The sequence below is a fragment of the Edaphobacter acidisoli genome, from assembly GCF_014642855.1.
In the GTDB taxonomy this organism is placed as follows: Bacteria; Acidobacteriota; Terriglobia; order Terriglobales; family Acidobacteriaceae; genus Edaphobacter; species Edaphobacter acidisoli.
Genome location: NZ_BMJB01000001.1, coordinates 2,456,362 through 2,481,816, shown reverse-complemented (window position 1 = coordinate 2,481,816; position 25,455 = coordinate 2,456,362). Strand labels below are relative to the sequence as shown.

General features: G+C 57.7%; 19 protein-coding genes. 9 read left to right on the top strand and 10 right to left on the bottom strand.

The window, feature by feature from the left end:
* Positions 1-259 precede the first annotated feature (259 nt).
* Positions 260-1,024, top strand: coding sequence for an SDR family NAD(P)-dependent oxidoreductase (locus tag IEX36_RS09955; protein ID WP_188759174.1), 765 nt, complete (start codon positions 260-262; stop codon positions 1,022-1,024).
* Between the two features lie 8 nt (positions 1,025-1,032).
* Positions 1,033-2,328 (top strand): ROK family protein, encoded by a 1,296-nt coding sequence (locus IEX36_RS09950; protein WP_188759173.1) that lies wholly within the window; start codon positions 1,033-1,035, stop codon positions 2,326-2,328.
* Between the two features lie 16 nt (positions 2,329-2,344).
* Here IEX36_RS09950 and manD read toward each other — a convergent pair whose 3' ends face one another.
* The 4 genes from manD to IEX36_RS09930 all read right to left on the bottom strand — a co-directional run bounded on the left by manD (position 2,345) and on the right by IEX36_RS09930 (position 10,420).
* Entirely contained in the window at positions 2,345-3,559 is a 1,215-nt protein-coding gene (manD, locus tag IEX36_RS09945; RefSeq protein ID WP_188759172.1) for a D-mannonate dehydratase ManD, read from the bottom strand.
* The gene (locus IEX36_RS09940; RefSeq protein ID WP_188759171.1) at positions 3,540-6,122 is read right to left on the bottom strand and encodes an alpha-glucuronidase family glycosyl hydrolase; all 2,583 of its coding nucleotides are present in this window, start codon (positions 6,120-6,122) and stop codon (positions 3,540-3,542) included. Before IEX36_RS09940 ends, manD begins: the two co-directional genes overlap by 20 nt.
* 80 nt (positions 6,123-6,202) lie before the next feature.
* Positions 6,203-8,893: a glycoside hydrolase family 3 protein gene (locus IEX36_RS09935; RefSeq protein WP_188759170.1), complete on the bottom strand. Its 2,691-nt coding sequence runs from the start codon at positions 8,891-8,893 to the stop codon at positions 6,203-6,205.
* A gap of 96 nt (positions 8,894-8,989) precedes the next feature.
* Complete coding sequence (locus tag IEX36_RS09930; RefSeq protein ID WP_188759169.1) at positions 8,990-10,420, bottom strand: APC family permease; 1,431 nt, start codon at positions 10,418-10,420, stop codon at positions 8,990-8,992.
* Between the two features lie 90 nt (positions 10,421-10,510).
* Here IEX36_RS09930 and IEX36_RS09925 point away from each other — a divergent pair, with 90 nt between their 5' ends.
* Both IEX36_RS09925 and IEX36_RS09920 read left to right on the top strand, forming a co-directional pair.
* A complete protein-coding gene (locus IEX36_RS09925) occupies positions 10,511-11,638 on the top strand; it encodes an SIS domain-containing protein (RefSeq protein WP_188759168.1) in 1,128 nt (375 codons plus the stop codon).
* A 66-nt stretch (positions 11,639-11,704) separates the two neighbouring features.
* A complete protein-coding gene (locus IEX36_RS09920) occupies positions 11,705-12,976 on the top strand; it encodes a glycoside hydrolase family 28 protein (RefSeq protein ID WP_188759167.1) in 1,272 nt (423 codons plus the stop codon).
* 9 nt (positions 12,977-12,985) lie between these two features.
* Here the strand turns inward: IEX36_RS09920 and IEX36_RS09915 are convergent, their stop codons facing one another.
* The 4 genes from IEX36_RS09915 to trxB form a co-directional block, all read right to left on the bottom strand.
* Positions 12,986-13,300: a DUF167 domain-containing protein gene (locus tag IEX36_RS09915; protein ID WP_188759166.1), complete on the bottom strand. Its 315-nt coding sequence runs from the start codon at positions 13,298-13,300 to the stop codon at positions 12,986-12,988.
* Positions 13,297-14,004, bottom strand: a complete 708-nt coding sequence (locus IEX36_RS09910; protein ID WP_188759165.1) for a YggS family pyridoxal phosphate-dependent enzyme — start codon at positions 14,002-14,004, stop codon at positions 13,297-13,299. The genes IEX36_RS09915 and IEX36_RS09910 overlap by 4 nt, the downstream gene beginning before the upstream one ends.
* A gap of 48 nt (positions 14,005-14,052) precedes the next feature.
* A complete protein-coding gene (locus IEX36_RS09905) occupies positions 14,053-14,805 on the bottom strand; it encodes a hypothetical protein (RefSeq protein ID WP_188759164.1) in 753 nt (250 codons plus the stop codon).
* A gap of 266 nt (positions 14,806-15,071) precedes the next feature.
* On the bottom strand, positions 15,072-16,025 hold the full coding sequence (trxB, locus tag IEX36_RS09900; protein ID WP_188759163.1) for a thioredoxin-disulfide reductase: 954 nt from the start codon (positions 16,023-16,025) through the stop codon (positions 15,072-15,074).
* Positions 16,026-16,096: 71 nt separating this feature from the next.
* On the opposite strand from trxB, the gene IEX36_RS09895 reads away from it, so the two are divergent.
* From IEX36_RS09895 to IEX36_RS09880, 4 genes are all read left to right on the top strand, one after another.
* Entirely contained in the window at positions 16,097-16,297 is a 201-nt protein-coding gene (locus IEX36_RS09895; protein ID WP_188759162.1) for an allantoinase, read from the top strand.
* 138 nt (positions 16,298-16,435) lie between these two features.
* The gene (locus tag IEX36_RS09890) at positions 16,436-17,158 is read left to right on the top strand and encodes a hypothetical protein (RefSeq protein ID WP_188759161.1); all 723 of its coding nucleotides are present in this window, start codon (positions 16,436-16,438) and stop codon (positions 17,156-17,158) included.
* Complete coding sequence (locus IEX36_RS09885; protein ID WP_188759160.1) at positions 17,145-20,075, top strand: IPT/TIG domain-containing protein; 2,931 nt, start codon at positions 17,145-17,147, stop codon at positions 20,073-20,075. The genes IEX36_RS09890 and IEX36_RS09885 overlap by 14 nt, the downstream gene beginning before the upstream one ends.
* A 95-nt stretch (positions 20,076-20,170) precedes the next feature.
* Entirely contained in the window at positions 20,171-21,535 is a 1,365-nt protein-coding gene (locus IEX36_RS09880; protein WP_188759159.1) for an NAD(P)/FAD-dependent oxidoreductase, read from the top strand.
* Between the two features lie 8 nt (positions 21,536-21,543).
* Here the strand turns inward: IEX36_RS09880 and IEX36_RS09875 are convergent, their stop codons facing one another.
* A complete protein-coding gene (locus IEX36_RS09875; RefSeq protein WP_229668977.1) occupies positions 21,544-22,407 on the bottom strand; it encodes an MBL fold metallo-hydrolase in 864 nt (287 codons plus the stop codon).
* Positions 22,408-22,504: 97 nt separating this feature from the next.
* Entirely contained in the window at positions 22,505-23,854 is a 1,350-nt protein-coding gene (locus IEX36_RS09870; protein ID WP_229668976.1) for an alpha/beta hydrolase family protein, read from the bottom strand.
* A gap of 112 nt (positions 23,855-23,966) precedes the next feature.
* On the opposite strand from IEX36_RS09870, the gene IEX36_RS09865 reads away from it, so the two are divergent.
* A complete protein-coding gene (locus tag IEX36_RS09865) occupies positions 23,967-25,415 on the top strand; it encodes a sodium:solute symporter family protein (RefSeq protein WP_188759157.1) in 1,449 nt (482 codons plus the stop codon).
* The last annotated feature ends 40 nt before the right edge of the window (positions 25,416-25,455 follow it).

The following is a 25,455-nucleotide window of genomic DNA, read 5'->3' as shown; positions in this document are numbered from 1 at the left end:
GCATCGGAGAAAACGTTCTCACTAAAATAAATATTAGTTTTTTACCTGGATAAATTAATCAAGGTGTTCTGCTGTTCACCTTCGCAAATTCCAAGTCAATAGATAAATGCTGAAAAATTTATGCACATGGAACTTTTTCTACAAGAACATCCTTGCGAATATTATGATGAGAGCCTCGGAAGTTCAGTAAAATTGTGGCATATTTTCCAATGGAAATATAAATAGATCGCTCTCTCTGGCCAAAGTGATAAGGACGCTGATGACAGCATGTTTGAACGGGAAGACGGCAGTAGTGATTGGAGGTACGCAGGGAATTGGCCGCGCAATCGCACTTGGCTTGTCTGGCGCAGGTGCTGGAGTCGTTGCAAGCTCCCGCTCCGCGCAGTCTGTTGAACAGATGGCGCAAGACCTGGAGGCATACGGGGCTGCCACGCTCCGGATCGTCTCCGACGTGGCAGATCGTAGCTCTCTTGAAGCCTTACACGATGCCGTGATCGCAGCATTCGGCAAGGTGGATATCCTCGTAAATTGTGCAGGCATGACCTCGCGCGTCCCAACGCTTGAATGCTCTGAGGAAACATGGGACCGAATCATGGACGTCAATCTGACTGGAACGCTGCGCGCCTGCCAGATCTTCGGCAAATCAATGCTCGAGCGGGGGTACGGCAGAATCATCAATATTGCGTCACTTTCCACCTTCGTTGCCTTTCACGAAGTTGCTGCCTATGGCGCCAGCAAAGCTGCTGTCGCTGCATTGACACGCTCTCTCGCTGTCGAGTGGTCGTCCTCCGGAGTCTCGGTCAATGCAATTGCACCAGGCATCTTCCCCACGGACCTCAATCGCAAGATTATCGAGTCGCCGCGAGGCAAAGAGTTGCTCCTGCGTTCGCCAATGCGCCGGTTCGGAGCAGTTGAAGAGGTTGTAGGTGCGGCGGTGTATTTTGCCTCCGACGAAAGCTCATACACGACGGGCCAAATCATCGTCGTGGATGGTGGGCAGCTTGCCAGTGGGGTCAACCAATAGGAGCCGCGATGCCTGAAAAGGTTTCAGTTGCGAATGGAAGTGCCAAAGGTGTGAATCGGGTAGATCTTGCCTACTCCAAACTCGCCTCCAGCGAAGTCGCACGCGATATCAATCGCGACATCGTGCTGGAGTTGGTGCGCACGCGTCAGCCCGTCTCTCGCGCCGATCTTTCGCGCATCTCGGGACTCCAACCAAGCACGATCTCGGCCATCATCGAGCAGCTGCTCACTGAGAAATGGGTCGTCGAAGGTGCTGCGGTACAACGCCCGCGTGGACGCCGACCAACACTCATCTCGCTGAACGACGATCTCGTTATGCTCGCCGCAGACATCCGGCCCAACCAGGCGATTGTTGCAGTTGTGGACCTGAACGGGAGGTTCCTCGCCCGCGAGGTCATTCCTCTGGTCTCCGAGCCTGAGCGGGGTGTTAACAACATGGTCGAGTGCATGAAGCGGATGCAGAGGTCACATCCGAGCAAGACGTTCGAGGGCGTTGGCATTAGCCTGCCCGGCCGCGTCGATCCAGCCACGCAGAGGCTAATCCTCTCGCCTAATCTCAAGTGGTCGCAGTACGACATCAAGAGCGCTGTCGAAAAGAGAATCAGTCTGCGCGTCGAGTTAAGCAACGCCGCCAACGCCGCGCTTCTGTCGGAGATGTGGTTCGGCCGCATGGATGGTGTGCGCAATGCTGCACTCATTACCATTTCCGAGGGCGTGGGCACGGCCATTCTCGCCAATGGCCAGATCATCGTGGGTAAAGATGGGCTCGCCGGCGAGTTCGGTCACATCCCCATCGATCCCTCCGGTCCACAATGTGGTTGTGGCATGAAAGGCTGCTGGGAGATGTTCGCCTCTTCGCGCGCCGCTCTTCGTTACTATGCGGAGCTCAATCAGGGCGCGCCACCCATTACAATTCAGGAACTACTACATCGCGCCGAAGACGGTGACAAGCACGCCGTCTCCGCCCTTACGAAACAGGCAGCGCACCTCGGTCGCGGCCTCCGTCTCGTTACTGCTGCGCTCTCGCCTGAGGTCATCCTGCTGACTGGCGATATCACCGCGTCCTGGTCCACCTTCGGGCCAATCGTTCAGAATGAGCTTGAATCCCAGATGCTTGCCGGCACAGCACCTAGAATTATGATCACAAGCGATGGCGAACTTGCCCGTCTGCGCGGAGCCGGTGCAATTGCATTACAACGTCACTCAGGCTACTATCACTCCCCACATGCGGCGCAACACGAACGCACTACGCACAAGCCCGTCTCAAGGAGACGGCGTCTTGCCCCAACCAACGGTAAGCGCTAAACGAAATTAGAGCAGCTTACCAATTGAACAGTGTTCCATCCTCAAGCCGTGCCACAGGAAGGTACATCCGTTTATACGGAAACCGCGCCGCCAGCTTTTCGTCAATGTCCACGCCATGTCCGGGTTGCTCACCCGGCTGCATGTATCCATCATTGAACGTGTAGGCATGGGGAAAGACCTCATCGGTCTCGGCGCAGTGTGGCATGTGCTCCTGAATACCGAAGTTCGGAACGCTCAGTCCAAAATGCAGAGCGGCACCCATGCAGATGGGAGAAACGTCCGTCGGCCCATGGCAGCCCGTCTTCACTCCGTAGAGCTCGGCGAAGCTGGCGATGCGGCGCATGTGCGTAATTCCTCCTGCGTGCGCAACTGAAGCGCGAACGTAGTCGATCAACCGTTCCGAAATCAGCTGTTGGCAGTCAAAGATCGAGTTGAATACCTCGCCTACAGCCAGCGGCGTAGTCGTGTGCTGTCTCACTAGCTGAAACGCCTCCTGGTTTTCTGCTGGAGTCACATCTTCAAGCCAGAACAAGCGAAATTCCTCCAGGCTTTTGCCCAATGCAGCTGCCTCAATCGGTGTCAGTCGATGATGCGCGTCGTGCAGCAGCGCCACATCGAAGCCGACCTTCGCACGCACGGCTTCCATCATCTTCGGAGCAAAGCGCAGATACTTCGGTGTGGACCAGACCTCCTCGCGCGGGATGCTCGCGTCAGCCGGCTCATAGGGCTTGTCGCCATGCGGAATTCCATAGGCGTCAGCTACACCAGGTACTGCGCACTGCACACGCACGGCCTTATAGCCAAGCTCGATGTGATGGGATACCGAATCCAGCAGTTGCGCAATATCGTGACCGTTCGCGTGCGTGTATACAGTCACGCCCTCGCGGCATTTGCCTCCGAGCAGTTGATAGAGCGGCATATTCGCGCGCTTTGCCTTGATATCCCACAGAGCCGTGTCCACGGCGGCGATGGCCGCCATTGTCACAGGCCCACGCCGCCAGTAGGCTCCGCGATAGAGATACTGCCACGTGTCCTCGATGCGGTCCGCGTCCCGCCCAATAAGGCAGGGAACCACATGCTCCTGCAAATACGCTGCAACTGCCAGCTCGCGCCCATTCAGCGTGCCGTCACCCACGCCGTAGACGCCGTCTGTAGTCGTAATCTTCAGCGTGACGAAGTTGCGTCCAGGGCAGGTGACAATGACCCGCGCGTCAATGATCTTTGTTTCCATGAATCTCCTCTTGCGGACCCTTTCGTCGTACTGACCGCTCTGAACCAGAGGCAGGGGTTATCTCAAGATAATCGATTGGCGCCGGCTCCTTACCATCCGGCACGCCAATGATGCTGATGCGATCACCAGAGTGTAATGCGACGTCGTGAGAGGTATGTCGCGTCGATGTGTGCCCATCCAGCTTCTGCGAAGGCAGCGTGTCATCCGCTTTCCACGTGTCGATTGCCGTGCCATTCACCTCAAGCGTGAACCTTGAAGCGCCTTCGCGCAGATCAAAGTATTGCACCGCAATGTCATACCATCCAGTTGCACGTGTGAACCCCATGCTGGCCGAACACGATGCTGTGTGACAAACCACCGCTTTGCCGCCTGATGCTGTCTCCCAGGGTGTCACGGCAACCGGAACGTACCTCTCAAGCTGCATCGCTTCGGCTTCAGTGCGGTCAGGATAGTTGCCCACGCGTCCCTTGTCGTCGGCAATGCCTGACATGCGATGGAACCAGTTCACTACTGCATCGCGCCATACCAGCGAGTGACCGGCCTGATAATTCAGTCGCCGCAGGACCTCAAAATATGTTCTGTCCGGAACCTTGCCTTCCAGCGTCTCCCACGCCGGAACCTGCACCGCAGCCGCGGTGGCTCCCGCATAGTGCGTGTCATAAATGTACTGAATCACTGTCTTGTGGTCATGAAGCCTGTAGGTGTACGGAACGTGGTGCATGAACAACAGCAATTCATCGGGACACGCCTTCAGCGTTTCGTATTCCGCTGCCAGGCCGGCAGGATACTGTCCGATGTACCCGGTCCCCGTTGCTACCGTGCGGTCCATACCGATGCCATTGTGATCGGCGCGAATCCATTGTCCCCACCCGTTCCGCTCAGCCGATTCAATTCCCGGCCCGTAGTGCACGCCGATGATGTCGGTTAGTGTCCCCACGCCGAGCGGTCCGGTGTACTCCTCATAAATGTGCCATGAATTCAATAGCAACGTGTCAACAACGCTCCGGACATCTGCATCGTTGCCGAACGTCAGCCGTGTCCATTCATCGCTGATCGTGGCCGACGAGAGCACGGGGTCCCATGCCAACCTGCCAAACCCATACAGATTAGCCATTGCCAGCGGATGCCCCAGCCAGTAATCATCAAGCCCAACATTGGCAACGCCGACAAATCCGCCCATCGGCCTCCTGAACGTTCTGCCGGTCACGATGTCGCGCACCATGCTGTAGCGCATTCCCGATACATGCATATCGGTATCGAGCGCTGTCTTCCACATCGGCACGAGGAATACCAGATGCCGTTGTTGCCCGGTATACTCCTGCGTAATCTGAAGTTCGATGGCTTCGTTGGTCTTATGCAATCCGGCAAACAACGGTGATACCGGCTCACGCACTTGGAAGTCAATTGGCCCATTCTTGATTTGCACAATCACGTTGTCGTCGAATTGTCCGTCGAGCGTATGGAAGTTGTCGTAGCCCGCGCGCGCACGATCGGCCTTCGGATCGTGCCAATCCAGATGATGGTTATAGACAAAGCCCCGATACAATACCACGCCGCCATGCGGCTTGAGTGCCCGGGCCAACACATTGGCCGCTTCGGCTGGAGTTCTCCCGTACTGCAAGGGTCCGGGCTGACCCTCTGAGTCTGCTTTGATGATGACGCCGCCAAAGTCCGGAATGGCTTTATAAATTTCATCCACTTTTGCGCGCCACCAGGCAGCGACCTCCGGAGCAAGCGGATCAAACGTCGAAAGCCTCCCAATCGCCTGCGGACTATTCATCGCAATTGAAAGTGACAGCTTCACTCCATACGGACGAAATGCAGCCGCAATGCGCGCAATCTCAGCGAGCTTCTCCGGTCTCAACAGGCTCGGATCTGCATTCACGTTATTGATCGTGCAGCCATTGATTCCCACGGAAGCCAGCAGCCGCGCGTACTCCCTGGCGCGAGACATATCCTGGCGCACATCGCCTTTGTCGAAGAAGATCGACCGCCCCGCATAACCGCGCTCAATCGATCCGTCGGGATTGTCCCACTCATTCGTCCAACGCACCGCTGCAGACGGGGCCTCGACATCATCAAGCTGAGTTAGAGGTCGCTCCTCGGCAATCATGCGCAGTAGTGTGAACGCACCGTACAAGGCCCCGCGTTCATCCGCGCCCTCAACAATCAGCAGCGAATCCTTGCCCGCAACAACACTTCGTAGACGAAACCCCTCAGGCTGAAGAGGTTTCTTTTCGCGCAGTGACGGCCGCCATGCAGCAATCTCCTTCGCTGTGCCTATAACGATCAGGTCATGATCTTTGCTAGCTTGTACGGCATCGGTATCAAGCCGCAGAATCCGATGCAACATCCCCTCGAATCCACGATGCAGTTCGTCCGCAGCCGAAATCTCCACCGCCGAGTCCCCCAACCTCAGCACCGTATTGGGCATCGCAGTCCCGGCAGGGAAGACACGCTGTGCGTCCACGGCGTTGTAGGCAAGCCAGGCTGCTTGGGGATCGACCGGCTGTCGCGCTCCCGGTACAGGCGAAGCGAACAGCACGCTTGCCGAAACAAGCACGCACGACCCGAGCAAGAAAACGGCCCGTCGCACATTCAACCATGCGACAGGCCATCTGCTTTTGTGTTGAAACGCGTCCATTATCGTGGCAGGTCCTTGTCTCCCACAATGCTGAAGCTCTTCGTCTCGCCCTCATTGGTCTCGCCTGGCTGTGCTCCTCCCACGAAGATCGAGTACTCGCCAGCTTGAATGCTGCGCTTACCGTCAGCTGCAACGGTGCTAAGGCTGCGCGGTCGGATCACGATGTGGATATGCTGCATCTGTCCAGCCTCAAGCGGTGTGCGGGCAAATCCAACCAGCGCATGAATTGGCGTTGTCGGCGAAGCCGGAGCTTTCAGGTAAATCTCCGATACCGCATCGCCTTTCCTTTTGCCAATGTTCTTCACGTCTGCATCCACAGTCAACGGCTCTCCCGCCGTCAGCTTGTTGGTCGAAAGCTTCACGTTGCTCCACTTGAAGCTCGTATAGCTCAGACCATAGCCAAAGCCCCAGAGCGGAGTCCCCTTGAAGTACCGGTAAGTTCGGTCAGCCATCGAATAATCATCAAATGCCGGCAATTGTTTCGTGCCTTCATAGAAGGTCACCGGTAGCCTGCCTGCTGGATCCGTGTCTCCAGCCAGCGTTTCCGCGATCGCCGTTCCGCCCTCTTCGCCGGGATACCACGCCTCCAACACCGCCGCTGCATGCTCTTTGGCCCACTGCATTGCCAGCGCACTGCCGTTCAGCATCACCACGATCACTGGCTTGCCCGTAGCAGCTACTGCCTCCAGCAGGTGCTTCTGAGCATCTGGTAATTCGATCTCAGTACGGTCGCCACCGTTGAATCCCTCGACATGGATGTTCATCTCCTCGCCCTCCAGATTCGGAGAAAGCCCCACGAACACCACAGCGACATCGGCCTTCTTTGCTGCTTCGACGGCATTCTCTCGCTCTGTATCGATTGGGGGCATCCACTCAAATGTCAACCCAGCGCCAAACAGCCGCGCATGGTGTGAATACTCAATGCGCAGCTCATGCGGTTTTGTATCTGTGAGATTCAGAGTGAACGGCTCAAGACCATTCGAGCGAAACTCTTTGGCTGGCGTCTGTGTGTACGAGACCTGTTTGCCATCCACAAACACGCGAACATTCTCCGCGTCCCCGCACGGATAGCAATGCGCCAGCTTGAACATGAACGGATAGCTGCCCGGCTTCGGCGCTGTAATTGTGCCAGTCCAGCGCACACCAAACGCCGACATATCTGTGCCGGGGCCTGGCGACGCAGCGTCCCAGTCGAAGTCGATGAACTGGTCCACTCGGGTGAATACGGGCGAGCCTGTGAAATCGATGTTGTTGAAGTACTCGCCCTTCAGGCCAAATCGTTTGTCGCCCTTCGCCGGATGCAGCAGAGCGCGTGGCACCACCACTGGCAATTCCGAGACATACGGCGAACCCTGCGCATACAGAATGTTTGTCGCGCCAAACTTAGCTCCCATACCTCCCAGCGGCAGCACCGGATGCGAGGGAATCGCGTTGTAGTTGCCTTCAATCGCTGCCAGCGAAGCTGCATTCGGCCCAATCACAGCAATCGTCTTCACGCTCTTCTTGAGCGGAAGAATCCCGTCATTCTTGAGCAGAACCATCGACTTCTCCGAAACCTTAAGCGCCAACTCACGGTGGGCCGGAGAGTCCACTTCCGAAAACGGAATCCGCGCATAGGCCACGTCTGCCGGCGGATCGAACATCCCCAGCTCAAACCGTGCCGTAAACAAACGCTTCACCGAGATATCAATCTCGCTCTCCGAGATCAACCCATCGTGCACGGCTTTTACCAGCGTGGAATACTCCTTACCGCAACTCGTATCCGTACCCGCGCGCACTGAAACAACCGAGGCGTGCTCGAGGTCTGGAGCGAACTTGTGGCCTTCGGCAACGTCCGTAATCGCTGCGCAATCGGAAGTGACATAACCTTTGAAGCCCCAGTCCTTGCGTAGAACATCCTTGAGCAAAAACGTGTTTGCGCACGCGGGCTCACCGTCAATCGCGTTGTATGCGCACATGATGCTGTCAGCCTTGGCCTCTGTTATCGTCGCGCGAAACGCGGGCAGATACGTGTCCTCCAGATCGTGTGGCGAGACGTCCACGTTGGCAACGTGCCGCGTGCTCTCCGGTCCCGAATGCACCACATAGTGCTTCGGCGTGGCGATCGTTTTGTAGTACTTCGGGTTGTCTCCTTGCAGGCCCTCGACAAACGTGACGCCCATTCGAGATGTCAGGAACGGGTCTTCCCCGTACGTCTCCTGTCCGCGTCCCCATCTCGGATCGCGAAAGATGTTAATGTTCGGCGACCAGATATCGAGTCCATAAAAGATGCTATGAATGTTGTGCCGCACTGCCTCGGAATGCTTTGCCCGTGCTTCAGTTGAAATCGTCGTTGCAACCTCGTGCATCAACGGAACGTCCCATGTTGCGGCCAGCCCAATCGCCTGCGGAAACACCGTCGCGTAGCCCGACCGAGCGATTCCATGCAACCCTTCACTCCACCAGTCGTACTCCGGAACATCCAGACGTGGAATGGCCGCTGCATGGTTCTGCATCTGCGACACCTTCTCTTCGAGCGTCATTCTTCCCACAAGGTCATCCACGCGCGCCTGAACAGGCTGTGAAGGATCGAGATAGAGCGGCGCCTTCTGTGCCATGGCAGCGGCAGAGGATAGCGTGACCGAGGCAAGTGCGGCGAGTCGCGCATAACGCAAATACAAAGACGGGACAGTCCTGGTCTTCCGAGGCATGGGACCTGCTTTCAGCTAAAAGGATTTCTGCCCTGCCACTGTATCCCGTCGGAACAAGAATAGGCAATAGTAAATCGAATTAGTAGAGATTTTCGCTTATACATGGGGAGGCGCGGTTTCGTCCTCGCCTGCGCGCAGACGCCGCCCTCGCACCATATACACGGCCGCGCCCGCAACCAGAATCACCGCCACAATCCGCATCTGCTTCAGAAAGTCCGGACGTGAGAACAAAATGAAGCTGAATCCGCTCAGTGCAAGCAGAACTGGCAACGGGTAGAGAGGCATCCGAAAGCCGCGCATCCTGCGTTCCCGCCGGTGTTTCGGCAGAAGCACTGCAATGCCCTGCAACAGAAACTGAAACAGAATGCGGACGACGACCAGCGTCGTAATCACCTCCTGCAACCGGAAGACGCAGCACACGAGCGTGACCGCACCCAACGTCAGCAAAGCGCGTTGCGGAATGCGGTGTTTCGGATGCAGCACACCAAACCATGCAGGGAAGTTGCCGTCCCGCGCTGCAGCAAACGGAATACGCGAGTATCCCATCAGGAGCGCAAAGACCGACGCCATCGCTGCCAGCGCAATCAACACGACCACAACGCCAGCGGCCCGGTGTCCATAGATGCGCTCCATGAAGACAGCCATGGTGAACATCCGCGCTCCGCTCGACTCACCAGCCATCTCTTGCCATGGCAAGACACCCAGCACGCTGATGTTCATCAGCAGATACAGCGTGCCGACGATGGCGATTGCGCCCAGTACCGCACGCGGAATCGTCCGCCCGGGATCGCGCACCTCTGCGCCCAGAAAGCACACGTTGTAGTAACCCCAGTAGTCGTAAGCCGAAATCAGCATTCCCGCGCCCAGCCCGGCAAAGAACGCACCGCCCAGGTGGAACGCGCCGGCAGGGAAGTCGAAGGCCATGTGCGGATTGAAGTGAGTAAAGCCAGCAAAAATGAGAAAAATGAGTGTCAGCCCAACTGCGAGCCCCAACCACCTCGCTACGCGCCCAATAAATCCGATGCTCCGATTCAGAAGCAGCAGTGCGATCACGCAGACACCCATTGCCATCAGCGTCTGCCCGCTCAGAACGACGGGCACGCCCAGGATTTTTGCGGATGCAAATGGTTGGACCGCCTTCGGCACAAAGAACGAAAGGTACTGCGAGAAACCAATGCAGCCCGAAGCAATCGACAGCGGCGCACTGAACAGCACCTGCCACGCATACAGAAACGCGAAGACGCGCCCCAGTCCGCGCTCGCCATATAAGTGCTTCAGGTAAGCGTAAGAGCCGCCGGCCTCAGGATACGCGGTGCCCAACTCACTCCACACAAGCCCGTCACAAAGCGACAGCGCCGCACCCATCAGCCATCCAAGCATTGCCTGTGGCCCGCCCATCACTCCGACGATCAGCGGTAGCGTCACGAACGGGCCCACGCCTACCATGTCGATGACGTTCAACCCCAGCGCCGAGCCAGTGGAAAGACCACGTTGCAACTCTTTCGGGTTGTCGGAAGAAAGCGCCATCGTTTGCGAGCCGTTCCACTGCTGATGTGCCCGCACCTGCGGGCGATTCTCATTTATAACTAGACATATCCCCCGAGGTATACACAGGTAATGATTCCTGCCAGCAGAACCTTTCCTCACGCCATGCTGCGTGAGATATTCGAGCAGCCCACCGCCATCGCCGACACCCTTGCCGCATACACCGAAGGCTCGAGCCTCCGTGAGGATACCTTCCTCGATGCTCGCCAGGCGCTGGCTGGCCGAGAAAGCCTGCTCATCTCCGCCAGCGGCTCCAGCCGCCACGCCGGCCTGATGGCCGAGATCCTCTTCGAAGACCTGGCCGGAATCCCCGTCGACGTCGAATACGCCAGTGAGTACATCTACCGCTCCACCCAGACGCTCAAGAACCCATGCTTCATGGTGATCTCGCAGTCCGGCGAGACGGCGGACACCTCCGAGGCTTTGCGTGAAGCGACCGCGCGAGGCACCTCCACCATTGCCATCACCAACAAGCGCGATTCCACGATGGCAAAGCTAGCAACCTGCTCGCTGCCTACCATGGCTGGCATCGAGCGCGCCATTCCAGCCACGAAGAGCTTTACCACCCAGCTTGTCGTGCTCTCGCTGCTGTCGCTTTACGCAGCTCGGATTCGCGGCCGCATGACCCGCGCTGTGGTTGAATCGCATCTCCACAACCTGCTTGAAGTACCCGCCGAGATGGCTCGGATGCTGCCCGAGTGGGAGTCGCAAATCGCCGCTCTCGCGCCGCATCTTCACAACGCCGAGTCATTCCTCTTCCTCGGACGTGGCGTCCACTACGCCATCGCCCGCGAAGGCGCTCTCAAGCTGAAAGAGTCGGCCTACATCCAGGCCGAAGGCTATCCGACGGGTGAGTTGAAGCACGGCCCCAACGCACTGGTTAATCCTCAGACCCCGCTGATCGCCTTGGCGACGCGCGACCCACACGCTCCCGATTCGCTGCTTCGCTATGAGAAGACGGCAAACCTGTTGAGCGATATGAAGCAGCAAGGCGCAGAGGTCGTCGCGATTGTCAGTGAAGGCGACAACCGTATCGCGCAGCTGGTTCAGCACACCATCCATGTACCTCAGGCAGTCGAATACATCTCACCACTCTACGAAGTTGTGCCCTTGCAGCTTTTGGCTTATTTCATGGCTATCGGCCGCGGCGTCGACGTGGACAGCCCCCGTAATCTGGTCAAGGCAGTCGTCCGCGAATAGCTATGTGGTATGACCAATTCCGGGTATGATGCTCCTTGAGCGCATTTCGCGCCACAGGGAGACAGTATGGGCAGATTTTCTATCCGGTTAGTCGCGGCGGCAGCCGTTGCGGCAATGTCGCTGCCGGCGTTGGCGGCGGGCAAGGTCTGCAACGTGCAGACCTATGGGGCAAAGGCTGACGGTACAACCAAAGACACGCACGCTATTCAGGCAGCTATCGACGACTGCGCCAAAGCAGGCGGCGGTACGGTGGAACTCTCGGGTGGAACATTTGTCTCCGCGCCCATTGTTCTCAAGAGCAACATCACACTCGACATCGACAAGGGCGCGACGCTCTTCGGCTCGTCAGATCATGCCGACTATCCCGCGAAGACAGAGTTCCGGGCACCGGGTACGCAATCGCTGGTCAGCGCCACCGATGCCGAGAACATCACAATCACCGGCGGCGGCACCATCGACGGCAACGGTGCAAGCTGGTGGGAGATGGCGCGCTCCGAGCGCGGAGCAGGCATCGTAGGCAAGGTCGTCTTCCGTCCCCGCCTGGTCGTCTTCGACCACTGCAAGCACATCCGGCTGGAGAACATCACCGTCCAGAACTCACCAAGCTGGCAGATTGTTCCCTATTACACCGACGACGTCGTGATCCGCAACGTGCGCGTGCTCGCGCCGCAGCACTCGCCGAACACTGACGCCATCGACCCGTTCAGCTCCTCGAACATCGTCATCGACCACGTCTACGCCGATGTAGGTGACGACAACATCGCCATCAAGAGTGGCCTCATCAACTCGCCAGGTCCGGACGCACCGAGTAAAAACATCACCATCACCGATTGCGACTTCATGCACGGTCATGGCCTCTCCATTGGCTCCGAAATCGCAGGCGGAGCACAGAACATCCATGCCGAGCGCATCCACTTTAAGGACACCGACCAGGGCATCCGCATCAAGGCCAATCGCGACCGCGGCAACGATGTCAGCAACATCTCGTTCAAGGACATCACGATGGACAATGTCCGCACGTCGATCCTTATCAGCGAGTACTACCCGAAGGTGCTGCCTCAGGGTGATGTTGCGCCCGCGCCCGTCGGCAGGCTCACGCCACACTTTCACAACATCACCATCGAAAACGTGAAGTCGATCAATAGCCCATGGGCCGGTGTGATCGTTGGCCTGCCCGAATCGCCGGTCAAAGACATTGTCCTCAAGAACGTCGATATTCAGGCAAAACGGGGCATGACGATTGCGTATGCGACCGTGACTGGTACGAACGTAAAGATCACAGCGGAAGATGGGAAGGGAATCACGCTGGGACCGGAGGGTACAGCGACGTTCAAATAACCGATAGCTTCAGCACGATTCGATAGGCAAGAGCGCGGCCTGAACCTCAGCCGCGCTCTTGCCTGTAATACGAAGCACCTTGCTGCGTCCGGAAGCGCCGCTCACCAGCGAGATGCGCGTACGCGGCACCTTGAGCAACGCGGCGAGATAAGCAATCAGCGCTTCGTTCGCGCGACCATCGGTAGGCGGAGCTGCAATCGAAATCTTCACCGCTCCAGCATGAAGACCAGCGACATCATTCTTGCGCGCGCCAGGATGCACACGAACAGCAAGCGTGCATCCATCTTCTACGTTCTGCACGAAGCTGGAAGGTTCGTAGTTCATGCGCTTGACTCTTCTTTGAAGTACACGCGCTTGCCGAAGATAGCCGTACCAATGCGCACGCAGGTGCTGCCTTCTTCGATAGCGACGGCGAAATCGTTGCTCATCCCCATCGACAACTGCGCAAGCGCAGGGTGCGCTTTTTGAGCAGCATCACGCAAGCGGCGCAGCTCACGGAAATAGGGCCGCGCAGTCTCCGCATCCTCAGACCAGGGCGGAACCGTCATCAATCCGACAGCCTCAAGAGCGGGCATCTCCGCGATAGCGTTAAGCAACGCAGGTAACTCAACCGGAGCGAGTCCATGCTTCGTCTCTTCATGGCTCAGCTTAATCTCGACGAGCACCGGCAACTTCTTTCTGAGCGCAGTCGCCGCGGCGTTCAGACGCTGAGCGATCTTCAGCGAATCGATCGCATCAATCGCATCAAACAGCTCAGCCGCTTTATTCGTTTTGTTCGATTGCAGTGGGCCAATCAAGTGAAACCGCGCGTCAGTAAGCTGGCTCAGGTGCTCAGATTTCTGTTGAAACTCTTGCACACGGTTTTCGCCAAAGAGCCGGTGGCCAGCAGCGTAAGCTTCCAGAATGGCCTCGACCGGGTGCACCTTGCTCACGGCCATCAATGCAACCTCCGCCTGTGGCCGGTTGCAGCGTCGGCAAACGGTAGCGATCTGATCGTTCAGACGCGCGAGATTCTCAGCAATAGACATATTCCATGATTTTAGAATCAAGAGATGCTGTGAGAGTTTGGCCAGATTTTATGGGTGGCGATGTAGCACGTGTGTGGCGATATCTGGCCAGAATTCGCGGAAGGTATTGGTCAGAGCATCGCGTCCGAGAGCATAGGCATACTTCTCTGAGATCTGACCGACGGTGCGAGTCTTGCTCGGATAATACGTCGTTGAGATGGCCTGAGCGATGCCACGCCCGAAGATCTCCGAGTTGTTGAAACGTTCATTACCGCTGTAAGTGCGGGTAATGAACACGCGGCTGGAGGCGTAGAAGGCACGATTCCAGATACTGCCCTCACCTTTAGCGAAGTACCGCTCGTCCTCGTGGAAAACAGTCGGCAGCGCGAAGATGACAAGGTAGTTGCCATCTGTCTTGTCCACGAAGCCTCGCCAATAATAGCGGCCGAAACCAGCAACACCTTTGCCAAGCTGAGGGTGCGAGTCATTTCCCTCTGCCAACAGCGATGTAATGCCGACGAAGATGTAGGAGGAGTAATCGAAGCTGTTCTTCGTTGCGATACCAAAGGCTTCTTTCGGTGTCGGTGGCGGAGGAATTTCTCCCGCACTGACAGCGCGATAATTTGGCATGATGCCGAGAATACGCTTGGGCTGTTGCTTAGAGGGATTGACCGCAGATGCTGGCTTTACTCCGTCAGCGTTTTGATCGCTACAACTTGAGGACGACTGACCATTGTCGGCAAGCGCAGCAATTTGCACATCGGGTACAGGAGCGTCCGGAAGCGCCGCAGGTTGCTGAGCATACACCGCTAGCGTGGACATCAATACAAATGCGAGTAGAAAAAATATCAAACTTGAGCTCTCTGAATTAAATGCCTCCCACCCATCCGCGTCATGAAATTGGTCGGATAACGTTTAAGTTAGATACATTTTTTGTAATAAAGGTTCCTTTTAAAGGCGCAGCAGCCCTATTAGTCACCGCTTCGGATGAGATTGAGGGCCTTTCATCTCGTAGTTACACGGTGGGCAAACGAAGTCGAGGCCATGCCGACCCAGCCATTACTCTAAGATCTCGCTGTTCTCCGGCTTTATCGCCCGTGCTCTTCCAGATATTTTTCGACCTCAAGTGCCGCCATGCATCCTGAGCCTGCTGCGGTGATAGCCTGGCGGTACCGGCGATCCTGAATGTCGCCACACGCGAAGACACCCGGGACGATCTCCTCGTTCAACGTAGTGAAAACGTTGCTTTTCGTCAGAATATATCCATCGGGATCGAGATCCAGCAGGCCAGTAAACGCCTTCGCGTTGGGTTCGTGCCCGATGCCAAGGAACATCGCTGAGACAGGCAGGATCGATTCTTCACCACTGGCTCGGTTCTTGAGCCGCAAACCCTTTACGTCCTTTTCCTCAACGCCCAACACCTCTTCGACCGTCGTGTTGGAAAGGAACTTGATCTGCGGATGGGCCATTGCGCGCTCAAGCATGATCTTCGATGCGCGGAAGCGCTCGCTACGGTTAATAAGCGTAACTTTGGTCGCAAAGCGCGTCAGAAATAGTGCCTCTTCCATCGCGCTGTCTCCGCCGCCAATGACTGCTATCTCCTTGCCAGAGAAGAAGAACCCATCGCACGTGGCGCACGAGCTTACACCATGGCCAATCAACGCTTGCTCCGATGGCAGGTTGAGCCAGCGCGCGCTCGCTCCCGACGCAATAATCAGCGTATGCGTCTTGATGACGTCGCTGCCAATCTTCAACTCAAACGGATGCTTCGATAGATCTACAGAACTAAGATGAGCCATGCGCAACTCCGCGCCAAAGCGGACGGCCTGCCTCTTCATGTTCTCGATCAGCTCAGGTCCTTGGACGCCTTCGGGCCAACCAGGAAAGTTCTCAACCAGGGTCGTAATGGAGAGCTGCCCGCCAGGTTCGTGGCCTTCCAGCACAAGCGGCTTCAGGTTCGCGCGGGCGGTATAGATGGCAGCAGTGAGTCCGGAGCAGCCGGAACCCAGGATGACAGTGTCGCGTGTCGTATTTTCGTGCATATTGGCTCTCTTAGTGTAAATGCGTTGCGAACGAAAAGGATGCAGGGACGGTTTTGGTGAAAGAATTGGCTATGGCAAACCTGACACTGGTCTACGGCATGAGACTGCTGCCCGCCGACGAGATCGCCTCAGTGGGCGACGCCCCGATCCAGCTTAAAAACGGCAACGACGCGCGCGTCACGATGCATGTTTTAGAGGGCAGTCGTGATGAGATCGAGGCTCAGTTACGTATGAGTCTCGATGCGTTCTTCGATTTCTACCCCGAGATTTAGCGGCCCGGCGTAACGTTCCGGTTGGCTGTCCCGAATTGAAGCACTCAGGCTGTTCCGTTAGTCCTGTGACGAAAGTACAGGAGAGAGCGGAGGAGAGGTCTGGTGCGGTTTCAAGGGATATCTGGGTGCCTATTCATTATGACCGTCTTGGCGCTGTTGTCCGCGCCTCCAACCGGTTACGCACAGCTTGCGTCGGGCGCAAGCGCGCCGCCCGCAACCCTCGACGATGCGCTGCACCAGATGGCCGATAAGGCTGATGTAATCTTCGCCGGACAAGTCATCGCAATCCATCAACATGAGGGACAGAGCGGGGCCTCGGGCTTCGTCGAAGTCGATTTCCGTGTCGATCAGGCAGTACGCGGCTGCGCTGCTGGCATGCCATATGCACTCCGCGAATGGGCGGGCCTCTGGGAAGGGGGTGCTAGACGTTATCACGTAGGCGAGCAATTGCTGATGTTCCTCCACGCGCCTGGCCCCTCAGGCCTTAGCTCGCCCGTCAGCGGGATGGACGGTGCAGTGCCGATTCACGGTGGCAGCTCACCACTGACGGCAGGAGCGACCACGGCCCAGTATCCGATGGCCGATCTTCGTTGGGTTGGTACGCACGTCATGCACCCAGTCTCTTATCGTGCCGAACTCCCTCATTTCAATCATCGCTCCGGTGTGGTCATACCCTTTCTTGATCCGCGGCCAATGGTGCGGGCAAATGCGGAGAGCGCAGTGAGTGCGAACGTGCCTGTAACGTCTACGCTCGAATATCTCACAACGAACACAGCATCTGCTTCTGCGCAGCAGGCGCCCGTGCAGTCAGTGATTGGCATGATTCGCTCATGGCAGAAGGCGAGCGATGCTACGCATTGATACTCTTCAGCCACGTGCGGTGCGCTCGGTAATCATGTTTGCAATCTCCTTGCTGGTGATTGCCCCATCTCTCTTCGCAGGTGGACCACGCTGGGCGACAGGGTACCCGTACTTCACAACGGAAGGGCAGCCCATCGTCTGGTACACGAACCAGCCGCAGTATTTCACCGATCCAGGCGATCTCAGCATCTATGTGAACCACGCAGCCGCAGATGCCTTGGTTGCCGCCGCAGCCAATGTATGGAACGTATCTACGTCGAGCTTGGTCCTAAGCCAGGGCGGGGTGCTCGATGAGCATGTCAGCGGCGCCAACGTTTATCCTTCTATTTCCGGTCTGGTCTTTCCTTCAGATGTTCAAAGCACAAATTACCAGTCCAAACAAATCGCCATCATCTATGACTACGACGGCTCAGTAACAGATCTGCTGCTCGGCAGCGGAGCCAGTGATCCATCAAGCTGCCGCCAGAACGCTGTCACGAACAGCGTGGATCTGATCTCGCCCACCGGATACATTCAACACGCCATCATCGTGCTCAACGGCAGATGCACGGGTCCCGCTCCTGAGCAGCAGCTGCAGATGCAATACCAGCTCATGCGAGCCTTTGGTCGAGTCCTTGGACTGGCATGGTCACAGACCAACGATAACGTCTTCACCTACAGCCCGCAGCCCACCTATAACCAGGCAATGAACTGGCCGGTTATGCATCCCATTGACATCATCTGCGGGCCATACACCTACCAATGCATGCCGCAACCGTTCACCTTGCGGGCAGACGATATCTCCGCGCTCGATGAACTTTATTTCATTAGCCAGAGTCAGGCTCCTCCCGGAAAAACAGATACGTTATTGAATGCCAATCAGGTCTATGGTCTAGTCACGTTCCCGACAGGGCAGGGCATGCGGGGCGTCAACGTGCTGGCGCGCCGCTGGGAATGGTTTACCGCGACCTCTTCCGAAGAGGACTGGTACACCATATCTTCGGTCTCTGGTTCGCTTTATAAGAGGAGGTATGCAACTTCAGTCACTGGAACCGATAATTCAGCCGAAGGCAGCATGGGCACAACCTACAACTACTATGAGGGCTACTACGATCTTGCCCGCATTCCCATGTTGCCCGGAGGCTGGCAAAACGTCATCATCGAGACTGAACCGATAAACCCTCTCTACACAGGTCAGTATGCAGTCGGTCCCTATACCGACAACACCGTCGTACCGTCTGGTTCAAACGCGCCATCCATCGACGAAGTCTTGCCAAGTTATCGCGAATCGGGTTTCTGGATCAGTACAGCTAACTCCGCCAGCACCTGCAATCCTGGCAACGATGGCATCGAAACAGCTCCCGTCCCATCAGGGGCTACAGGTTGGTGGACGGGGCTTATCTGTCAGGATGGGCACACCTCATGGTCCACATTTTCCATTAAGGCGAATCGCACCTTTACCGTCGAGGTTGCCGCCCAGGACGAGCAGGGCTTTGCAACCTCTCAAAAGGCAATGCCGGTAATTGGTTTATGGAATGTCTCTGATCCAACTGGAACCTTGCCCACATTTGCCTCGCAAACAGAGCCATTCAACAGCCCTGCTATTGGCGTCACATCGTTGACCGCGCAAACCACGCAGGCGGCGCCGCTGCGCATGGCTATCGCGGACGAGCGCGGCGATGGGCGTCCTGACTACAACTACCAGGCCCGTATCCTGTACGCTGATTCGATCTCCCCTGCGCAGGTCGGCGCCGCTGGCGGCGTAGTCACTATCACAGGTACAGGCTTCCGTCCCGGCAACACCGTCACAATCAACTGTGTTGCCGCAACCGTCTCCAATTGGACTGCGAACACGATTACGGCAACCGCACCTCCACTGTCTGCGCTGGGCGGCGGCACTGCGCTGGTGGCCGATGTTGCGGTCAACGATCTTGTCACCGGCGGCACAACCATCATGTCGCAAGCGCTCACGTATGGGGCGCCACAGCCCAGCCTGGTCCTGGTCTCCGCTCCATTGGGGACCGTTATCTCCGGCGTAGCGGCGACCACGCCATTTTCAGTCCGGGCCGTGGCATCTGACGGTGTGACTCCAATCCCCGGTGAATCGATCACCTTCTCAGCAAGCATCGGCAGTATTGCATTTGGGGCATGTGGAGCAAGCACCTGCACCGTATCCACAGACGCCTCAGGCACTGCCTCCACTACGGTTACCCCGCTCACTGCCGGGCCGATCACATTATCCGCATCAGGCGCGCCGGGAACCATTACAGCTTCCTTCGTCGCTGCGACCGACGTCAGGACGCTCACGCCGGTGAATCCACTGGAGTACATTGCGGCGCAGGCCGTTACCACATGGCCCTTGACCGCAACTCTTAATGACAGCCTTGCGCCGGTGGCAGGAGTATCCGTCAACTGGCTTCCGGCAAGCGGGCCCATCAGCGTCTCGCCTCCTCAGTCTCTTGCGAACTCTTTGGGAACCGCCCAGGCGATGGCGACAGCAGGGCCGCTCGCCGCGGGTGCACAGGCCTCGATCACGGCCTGCGCCTGGGCGACAGTTTGTGGAACATTCACTGCGCAGGCTGTCGATCCCGCTAGCTTTCGATTGGTTCTCATCAGTGGAGCAGGTCAGTCTGTGCCCGCCAGCGAAACCCTTGTGCCCATCGTTCTCGAAGTCACTGACGGCGCGTCAAATCCCGTAGCGGGAGCATCCGTTCAAATTCACCAGACGATCAACGCGTGGCAGCAAGCGTGTCCCGCGCATGGCCGCTGCCCAACGACTCCTGTGAACTCCTCGTCCGCCTCAACGGTTCAGTCCGACGCCAACGGCCTCGTGACGATCACCCCCATGCAGTCCACTGGGACCGCTGAGATCACAAACATCGCAGCGTCCGCCGGATCACAGGGATTCGTCTCGCTCTCCATCCAAAAGCATCCCTAGTGCAAAGCCGCATCAGCAAAGCGAAAAGAACCCGTCGGCCCGTCCTGGGCATCACAATAGAGTAAAAGTTAAGAGTGGTTCGGGAGAGCGAATACATGGGACAAGCGGAGACGCCAGGCAGAGTAGGTGTGCGCAAACGAGTAGTAATTTTAGGAGGAGGCTTCGGCGGCATCAACGCAGCGATGCGTCTCGGCAATCTTCCCGTCGATGTCACGCTGGTCGATCGCAGAAACCACCATACATTCCAGCCGCTTCTCTACCAGGTTGCCCTCGCCGTTCTTTCTCCCGGAGAGATAGCGCAGCCCATCCGCTCCATTCTCCGCAATTACCAGAACATCGAAGTTCTCATGGACGAAGCCATCGGCTTCGACCTCACAGAGCAGCGTGTGAAGTTCAAAACCGGGGCGGAGCTTGAGTACGACTATCTCATCGTCGCCACCGGATCCACGCACTCCTACTTTGGCCGCGACGACTGGGCCAAGCTTGCTCCGGGTCTCAAAACCGTCGAAGATGCCACCGAGATTCGTCGTCGCGTCCTCCTCGCATTCGAGCTTGCCGAACGCCAGATGCAGGAGTTGGGAAGCCACCCACCGCTGAATTTCGTCATTATCGGAGGCGGGCCGACAGGCGTTGAGCTTGCGGGCGCGATCAGTGATATCGCAAAGCTTTACATGACGAAAGATTTTCGTCACATCGATCCAAAGATGGCGCAGGTCCTCATTCTCGAAGGCTCCCCGCACGTCCTCGCTGCATACCCGGAGGACTTGCAGGCGAGCGCTCTCGAACAGCTCACAAAGCTGGGCATCAAGGTCCGTACCAACGCGCACGTCAGCGATGTGCAGCCCGGCTATGTCATGGTCGGCGACGAGCGCATTGACGCTGTCGTCACCCTGTGGGCCGCCGGCGTGCAAGCCTCACCACTCGGCAAGCTGCTTGGCTTCCCGACCGATCGCAGAGGCTGTGTGCTCGTCGATCAACACCTCAATCCTCCAGGCCATCCCGAGATCTTCATCTGCGGCGACCTGGCGCACGTCGAGCAGGACGGCAAACAGGTTCCCGGCGTGGCGCAGCCCGCAATGCAGATGGGCGCTTATGCGGCGAAGCGCATAGCCCGCTTGGTCGCAGCTGATTTCGGCAGCGACGGCAGCGGCATCAACGCGCCGTTCCGTTATTTCGATAAAGGTGACATGGCGACGATCGGCCGCAAAGCCGCGGTTGCCAACATCAAGTGGCCGTTCAAAGGACGCTGGAGCGGCTTTCCCGCATGGTTCGTCTGGCTCGTCGTCCATGTCTTTTTTCTTATCGGCTTCCGCAACCGGCTTGCGGTTTTCAGCCAGTGGGCGTGGACGTACGTCACCTTCAACGACGGTGTGCGCCTCATCACAGGCTCACAAGACCTGCCCGGCTGGTCCGATCAACCGGGCGCAAAGCCGCTCGACCTCGGTTCCCCAAACGCATAGCGGCGCTTTCAGTGCGGAAACACCCGCATGGTCTCGCCTTCTTCCAGCACCTTGATCTTTTGCGAGATCCCTAGCCGCTTTGCTTCTTCAAGCAGCCGCTTAACCGGCTCGTCCATCGGCTCGCGCCCTAATTGAAAGGTCCCGAAGTGCATCGGCACCATGCGCTCTGCATCCATCTCGACAAAGCCGCGCAGCGCATCCTCGGGGCTGGTGTGTACGACACGATAGCTGTCAGGAAAATAGGCTCCGATTGGCATCAGAGCAACACGTGGCGTCAGGCGCTCTCCAATCTCGCGGAAGCCAGTAAAGTAAGCCGTGTCGCCTGAGTGGTACACGCTCTGCTTCCCGAACCGGATCACGTACCCGCCGTATCCCCGATACGTGTCGCGAAACATGCGTGCACCCCAGTGCTTGCACGGAGTCATCGTGATTTCGAGCCCTTGCACCTCGGCCATGTGCCACCACGCCAGCCGTCGTACCTTACGAAACCCCAGCCCCGCGACCAGGTCCTCAACGCCTTCAGGCACAACGACCTCAGGAGTCTGGCCCGTCTGTCGGCGCGTGGATCGAATAATGCGCCGGAGTGACGTGATGTTCAGATGGTCCATGTGTGCGTGGGTCAACAGCACAATGTCAATCGGCGGCAGCTCATCAATGCGCAGCCCTGCGCGCCGCTGCCTGCGCAACAAAATCAAATGGTTAGCAAAGACAGGATCAATCAACACACGACGCCCGCCGATTTGCACCATAAACGACGAGTGCCCAATAAATGTCACGCCCAGTTCGTCGGGCCCAACGAGTACAGCAGGTTGCGGTGTGCCTGTCATTGGCCGTGCGTGACTCTCCCGCGCCAGCCGCGCTAGCTGCCTCATCTTCGTCACCAGAAACGGCTGCTGTCGCCACCAACTGATCATAGGCCGCCCACGAAAGAATAGATGCCGTTCCGGGCACACGCGCATCACGCTCGCGTTATTTTGCAGCCACCGCCCTTGCCGCCTCGTCTTCGGCAGCCTTCATCTTCGCTGCCCATGATGCATAGGTCAGTTTGTCTTTCATGGCCAGCCAATCGGCATCGGGCAGCACCATCAGGTCTTCGCGCCTGATCGCGGGAAACCCAGTCCCCAGTGCATCCAATCCGCCTCCGCGGTCTTCACGCATATAGTTCCTGGAGATGTCTGCATCAGTCGCGCGTGCCCATGTGCTCACGTGCGTCGTAGGCTCATTCACAATCGTCTTCTCATCCCATATCGCAAAATGAATCTGTTTGTTGAGCCACTCCACACCATCGCGATCCACCCACGAAGGTCTGTGGTCGATTCCGGGGTAGAAGATCGTCGTAAACATGTTCTTCTCTGTTCCGCGAATTGCAATCGCCCGCTCGCGCAGAGCGGCGAACCATGCAGCATCGTGATGCGGAATGTCCATCACGCGATCAGCAGCGCCGTTCATCACATACATCGGCCCCCGCGCAGCATTCAGCGCATAGAGAACCGCACCACGATCGCCCAGCACCTCAAGCGAGCGGTACGGTGGCGACTGGCAGGGCAGGGGGTTGGAATCGAAATAGCCTCCCGGCCCGTCGAAGTCGCCACCACCGCTCAACAGCACCGCATGAATCCGCGTATCGATAGCGCCGTTGATCCCTGTGATGAACGATCCCATCGAAAATCCCACAGTCGCAATCCGCGAAGGATCGACCTCAGGCCGAGAGATCAGATAGCTTACCGCCTGCATCACATCCACCTGCATCAAGCCCGCAAGCCGCTGCCCCCAGTCTGTTCGTGGCAATCCAGCAGGAGGGTCGACCCATTTGTCATGCGCCCCCGCGCGAGACTTCTTGTCGATGTTCCTTTCGCCCTCGCCAATCGGGTCATACGTCACAACCACCGCGCCGGCCTTCGCGAAGAGCATCCCGCTGTAGAACGCATACCAGGTGAACTTGTCCCCACCATGTCCATTCACCACAACAATTCCGGGTAGCTTACCCTTCCACTTCACCGTCTTTGGGTCAGGCCGATAGACGATCGCAGGCACAACCATGCCGTCAGCAGTGTTGTAAGTAACACGGTCAGCCAGTACGCCAGGCATCGGCGAAAACGTAGACCACGTCTTCGCATCGAGCTTCGGCAGCGGCGAGGGAATGTACAGTTGCTTACGAATCGTCTCCCGCCACTTTGCCAGCCGCGCAGCCTGTTGCTTTGCTGTCAAATCCTTTGCCGGAACCTCCGGCTTCACCGTCGCACCAACACCTGCCGTGCGCCTCTGTGCCGCCGTTGGCTGCTGAGCGTGAAGCGTTCGAGCGCCAAAGCAAACAAACACGACCAATCCAGCACCGATCCAACTCCACCTCGCCCGCAAACGCACTATGCAACCTCCGCTTTCATAACCAAGTTACACATCTGTCTCCACACGCTACAATCTCCCTGCACCTATGAACCTTTACATCGCCGTTCTGGCCATCATTGTTTTGACGTTGCTGATCGTCTCCTTGACGCGCCTCAGCAAAACCAAAACCAAGGCCGACTATCTCGTCGCAGGCCGTTCGCTGCCCGCCTTCGTCCTCATCTTCACGTTGCTCTCAAGCTGGATCGGCTCCGGCTCGCTGCTCGGCGGCGCTGAGAACGCCTACAAGCACGGCTTCGTCGCGCTATGGCAGGGTGGCGGAGGCTGGGCCGGACTCTTGCTCATCTACTTCATCGCGCCGCGCGCCCGCAAGTTCGCGCAGTTCACCATCCCCGACCTGCTCGAAGCCCGTTATAACCAGACCGCCCGCGTGCTCGGCGTCATCGCCATCCTCTTCACCTACACCGCAATCACCAGCTATCAGTTCGTCGGCGGCGGAGACATCCTCCATCTCATCTTCCCCACCTTCATCACGCCTGCGTTCGGCCAATACATCGTCGCGGTCTTCGTCATCGTCTTCACGATGATCGCCGGCATGGGCTCGGTCGCTTACATGGACGTAGTCATCGGCCTATTAGCCACCTTCGGCCTGCTCGCCGCGCTGCCGGTACTGGTCCACGAAGCCGGAGGATGGTCCGCCGTTCATGCCGCTCTTCCGGCAACGCACTTCCGCCCGCTCGGCGACCTCGGCTTCATCCGTGCAATGGAATTCTTCCTGCCCACCTGCCTGCTTCTGCTCGGCAACCAATCGATGTATCAGAAGTTTTTCTCGGCGAAATCCGAGAAGGCCGCCTCGCGCGCCGTCGTAGGCTGGCTCATCGGCACGGTCATACTTGAGACGGTTATCGTCGTCATCGCCATCGTCGGCTCCGCTCTCTTTCCCACCGGCGAAGTCTCAAAAGCCCCGCGCGAAATCCTCGCCTACTGCGGCCTCCACGGCCTCAACGCTGACGGCCCGCTGCGTCTGCTCGGCGCGCTGCTCGTAGGAGCCATCTTCGCGAAGATCGTCTCCACGGCCAACAACTATCTCTTCTCGCCCGCAACCAATCTTGTCAACGATGTCTTCGTCCGCTATCTCTCGCCTGGCGCATCCAACAAGCGCATCCTCATCGTCAGTCGCCTCATGGTTGTCTTCCTCGGCATCTGGGCGCTCTACCAATCGCTGCACGTGCAGTCGGTGCTCAAAAAATCTCTTTATGCCTACACCATCTATGCAGCGGCTCTAACGCCGGTCATCCTCGCTGCATTTTTCTGGAAGCGCGCCACCGCAACCGCAGCCGTCGCCAGCATCGCCGTCGGCACCTTCGTCACCCTCTTCTGGGACACGCCGTTCGTCCATCACAATATCCCACCCATCATCAGCGATCGTGACGCAATCTTCCCTGCACTCATCGCTTCGGTGGTTTGCCTGCTGATTGTCAGCTTCTTCACCACGCCGCCCACCCGCGCGCAGCTTGAGCCATTCGGCGAAGCTTGATTAAAAGTGAATGGCCTCCGGAACATGTCGGTTCCGGAGG

What these genes read in the sequence shown, in the direction of transcription:
- IEX36_RS09925 (WP_188759168.1), top strand. Translation starts at nt 10,511, where the DNA reads ATGATTCCTGCCAGCAGAACCTTTCCTCACGCCATGCTGCGTGAGATA.
- manD (WP_188759172.1), bottom strand. Translation starts at nt 3,559, where the DNA reads ATGGAAACAAAGATCATTGACGCGCGGGTCATTGTCACCTGCCCTGGA.
- IEX36_RS09915 (WP_188759166.1), bottom strand. Translation starts at nt 13,300, where the DNA reads ATGAACTACGAACCTTCCAGCTTCGTGCAGAACGTAGAAGATGGATGC.
- IEX36_RS09930 (WP_188759169.1), bottom strand. Translation starts at nt 10,420, where the DNA reads ATGGCGCTTTCTTCCGACAACCCGAAAGAGTTGCAACGTGGTCTTTCC.
- IEX36_RS09905 (WP_188759164.1), bottom strand. Translation starts at nt 14,805, where the DNA reads ATGTCCACGCTAGCGGTGTATGCTCAGCAACCTGCGGCGCTTCCGGAC.
- IEX36_RS09935 (WP_188759170.1), bottom strand. Translation starts at nt 8,893, where the DNA reads ATGCCTCGGAAGACCAGGACTGTCCCGTCTTTGTATTTGCGTTATGCG.
- trxB (WP_188759163.1), bottom strand. Translation starts at nt 16,025, where the DNA reads ATGCACGAAAATACGACACGCGACACTGTCATCCTGGGTTCCGGCTGC.
- IEX36_RS09890 (WP_188759161.1), top strand. Translation starts at nt 16,436, where the DNA reads ATGACCGTCTTGGCGCTGTTGTCCGCGCCTCCAACCGGTTACGCACAG.
- IEX36_RS09955 (WP_188759174.1), top strand. Translation starts at nt 260, where the DNA reads ATGACAGCATGTTTGAACGGGAAGACGGCAGTAGTGATTGGAGGTACG.
- IEX36_RS09875 (WP_229668977.1), bottom strand. Translation starts at nt 22,407, where the DNA reads ATGAGGCAGCTAGCGCGGCTGGCGCGGGAGAGTCACGCACGGCCAATG.
- IEX36_RS09950 (WP_188759173.1), top strand. Translation starts at nt 1,033, where the DNA reads ATGCCTGAAAAGGTTTCAGTTGCGAATGGAAGTGCCAAAGGTGTGAAT.
- IEX36_RS09865 (WP_188759157.1), top strand. Translation starts at nt 23,967, where the DNA reads ATGAACCTTTACATCGCCGTTCTGGCCATCATTGTTTTGACGTTGCTG.
- IEX36_RS09880 (WP_188759159.1), top strand. Translation starts at nt 20,171, where the DNA reads ATGGGACAAGCGGAGACGCCAGGCAGAGTAGGTGTGCGCAAACGAGTA.
- IEX36_RS09920 (WP_188759167.1), top strand. Translation starts at nt 11,705, where the DNA reads ATGGGCAGATTTTCTATCCGGTTAGTCGCGGCGGCAGCCGTTGCGGCA.
- IEX36_RS09895 (WP_188759162.1), top strand. Translation starts at nt 16,097, where the DNA reads ATGGCAAACCTGACACTGGTCTACGGCATGAGACTGCTGCCCGCCGAC.
- IEX36_RS09910 (WP_188759165.1), bottom strand. Translation starts at nt 14,004, where the DNA reads ATGTCTATTGCTGAGAATCTCGCGCGTCTGAACGATCAGATCGCTACC.
- IEX36_RS09885 (WP_188759160.1), top strand. Translation starts at nt 17,145, where the DNA reads ATGCTACGCATTGATACTCTTCAGCCACGTGCGGTGCGCTCGGTAATC.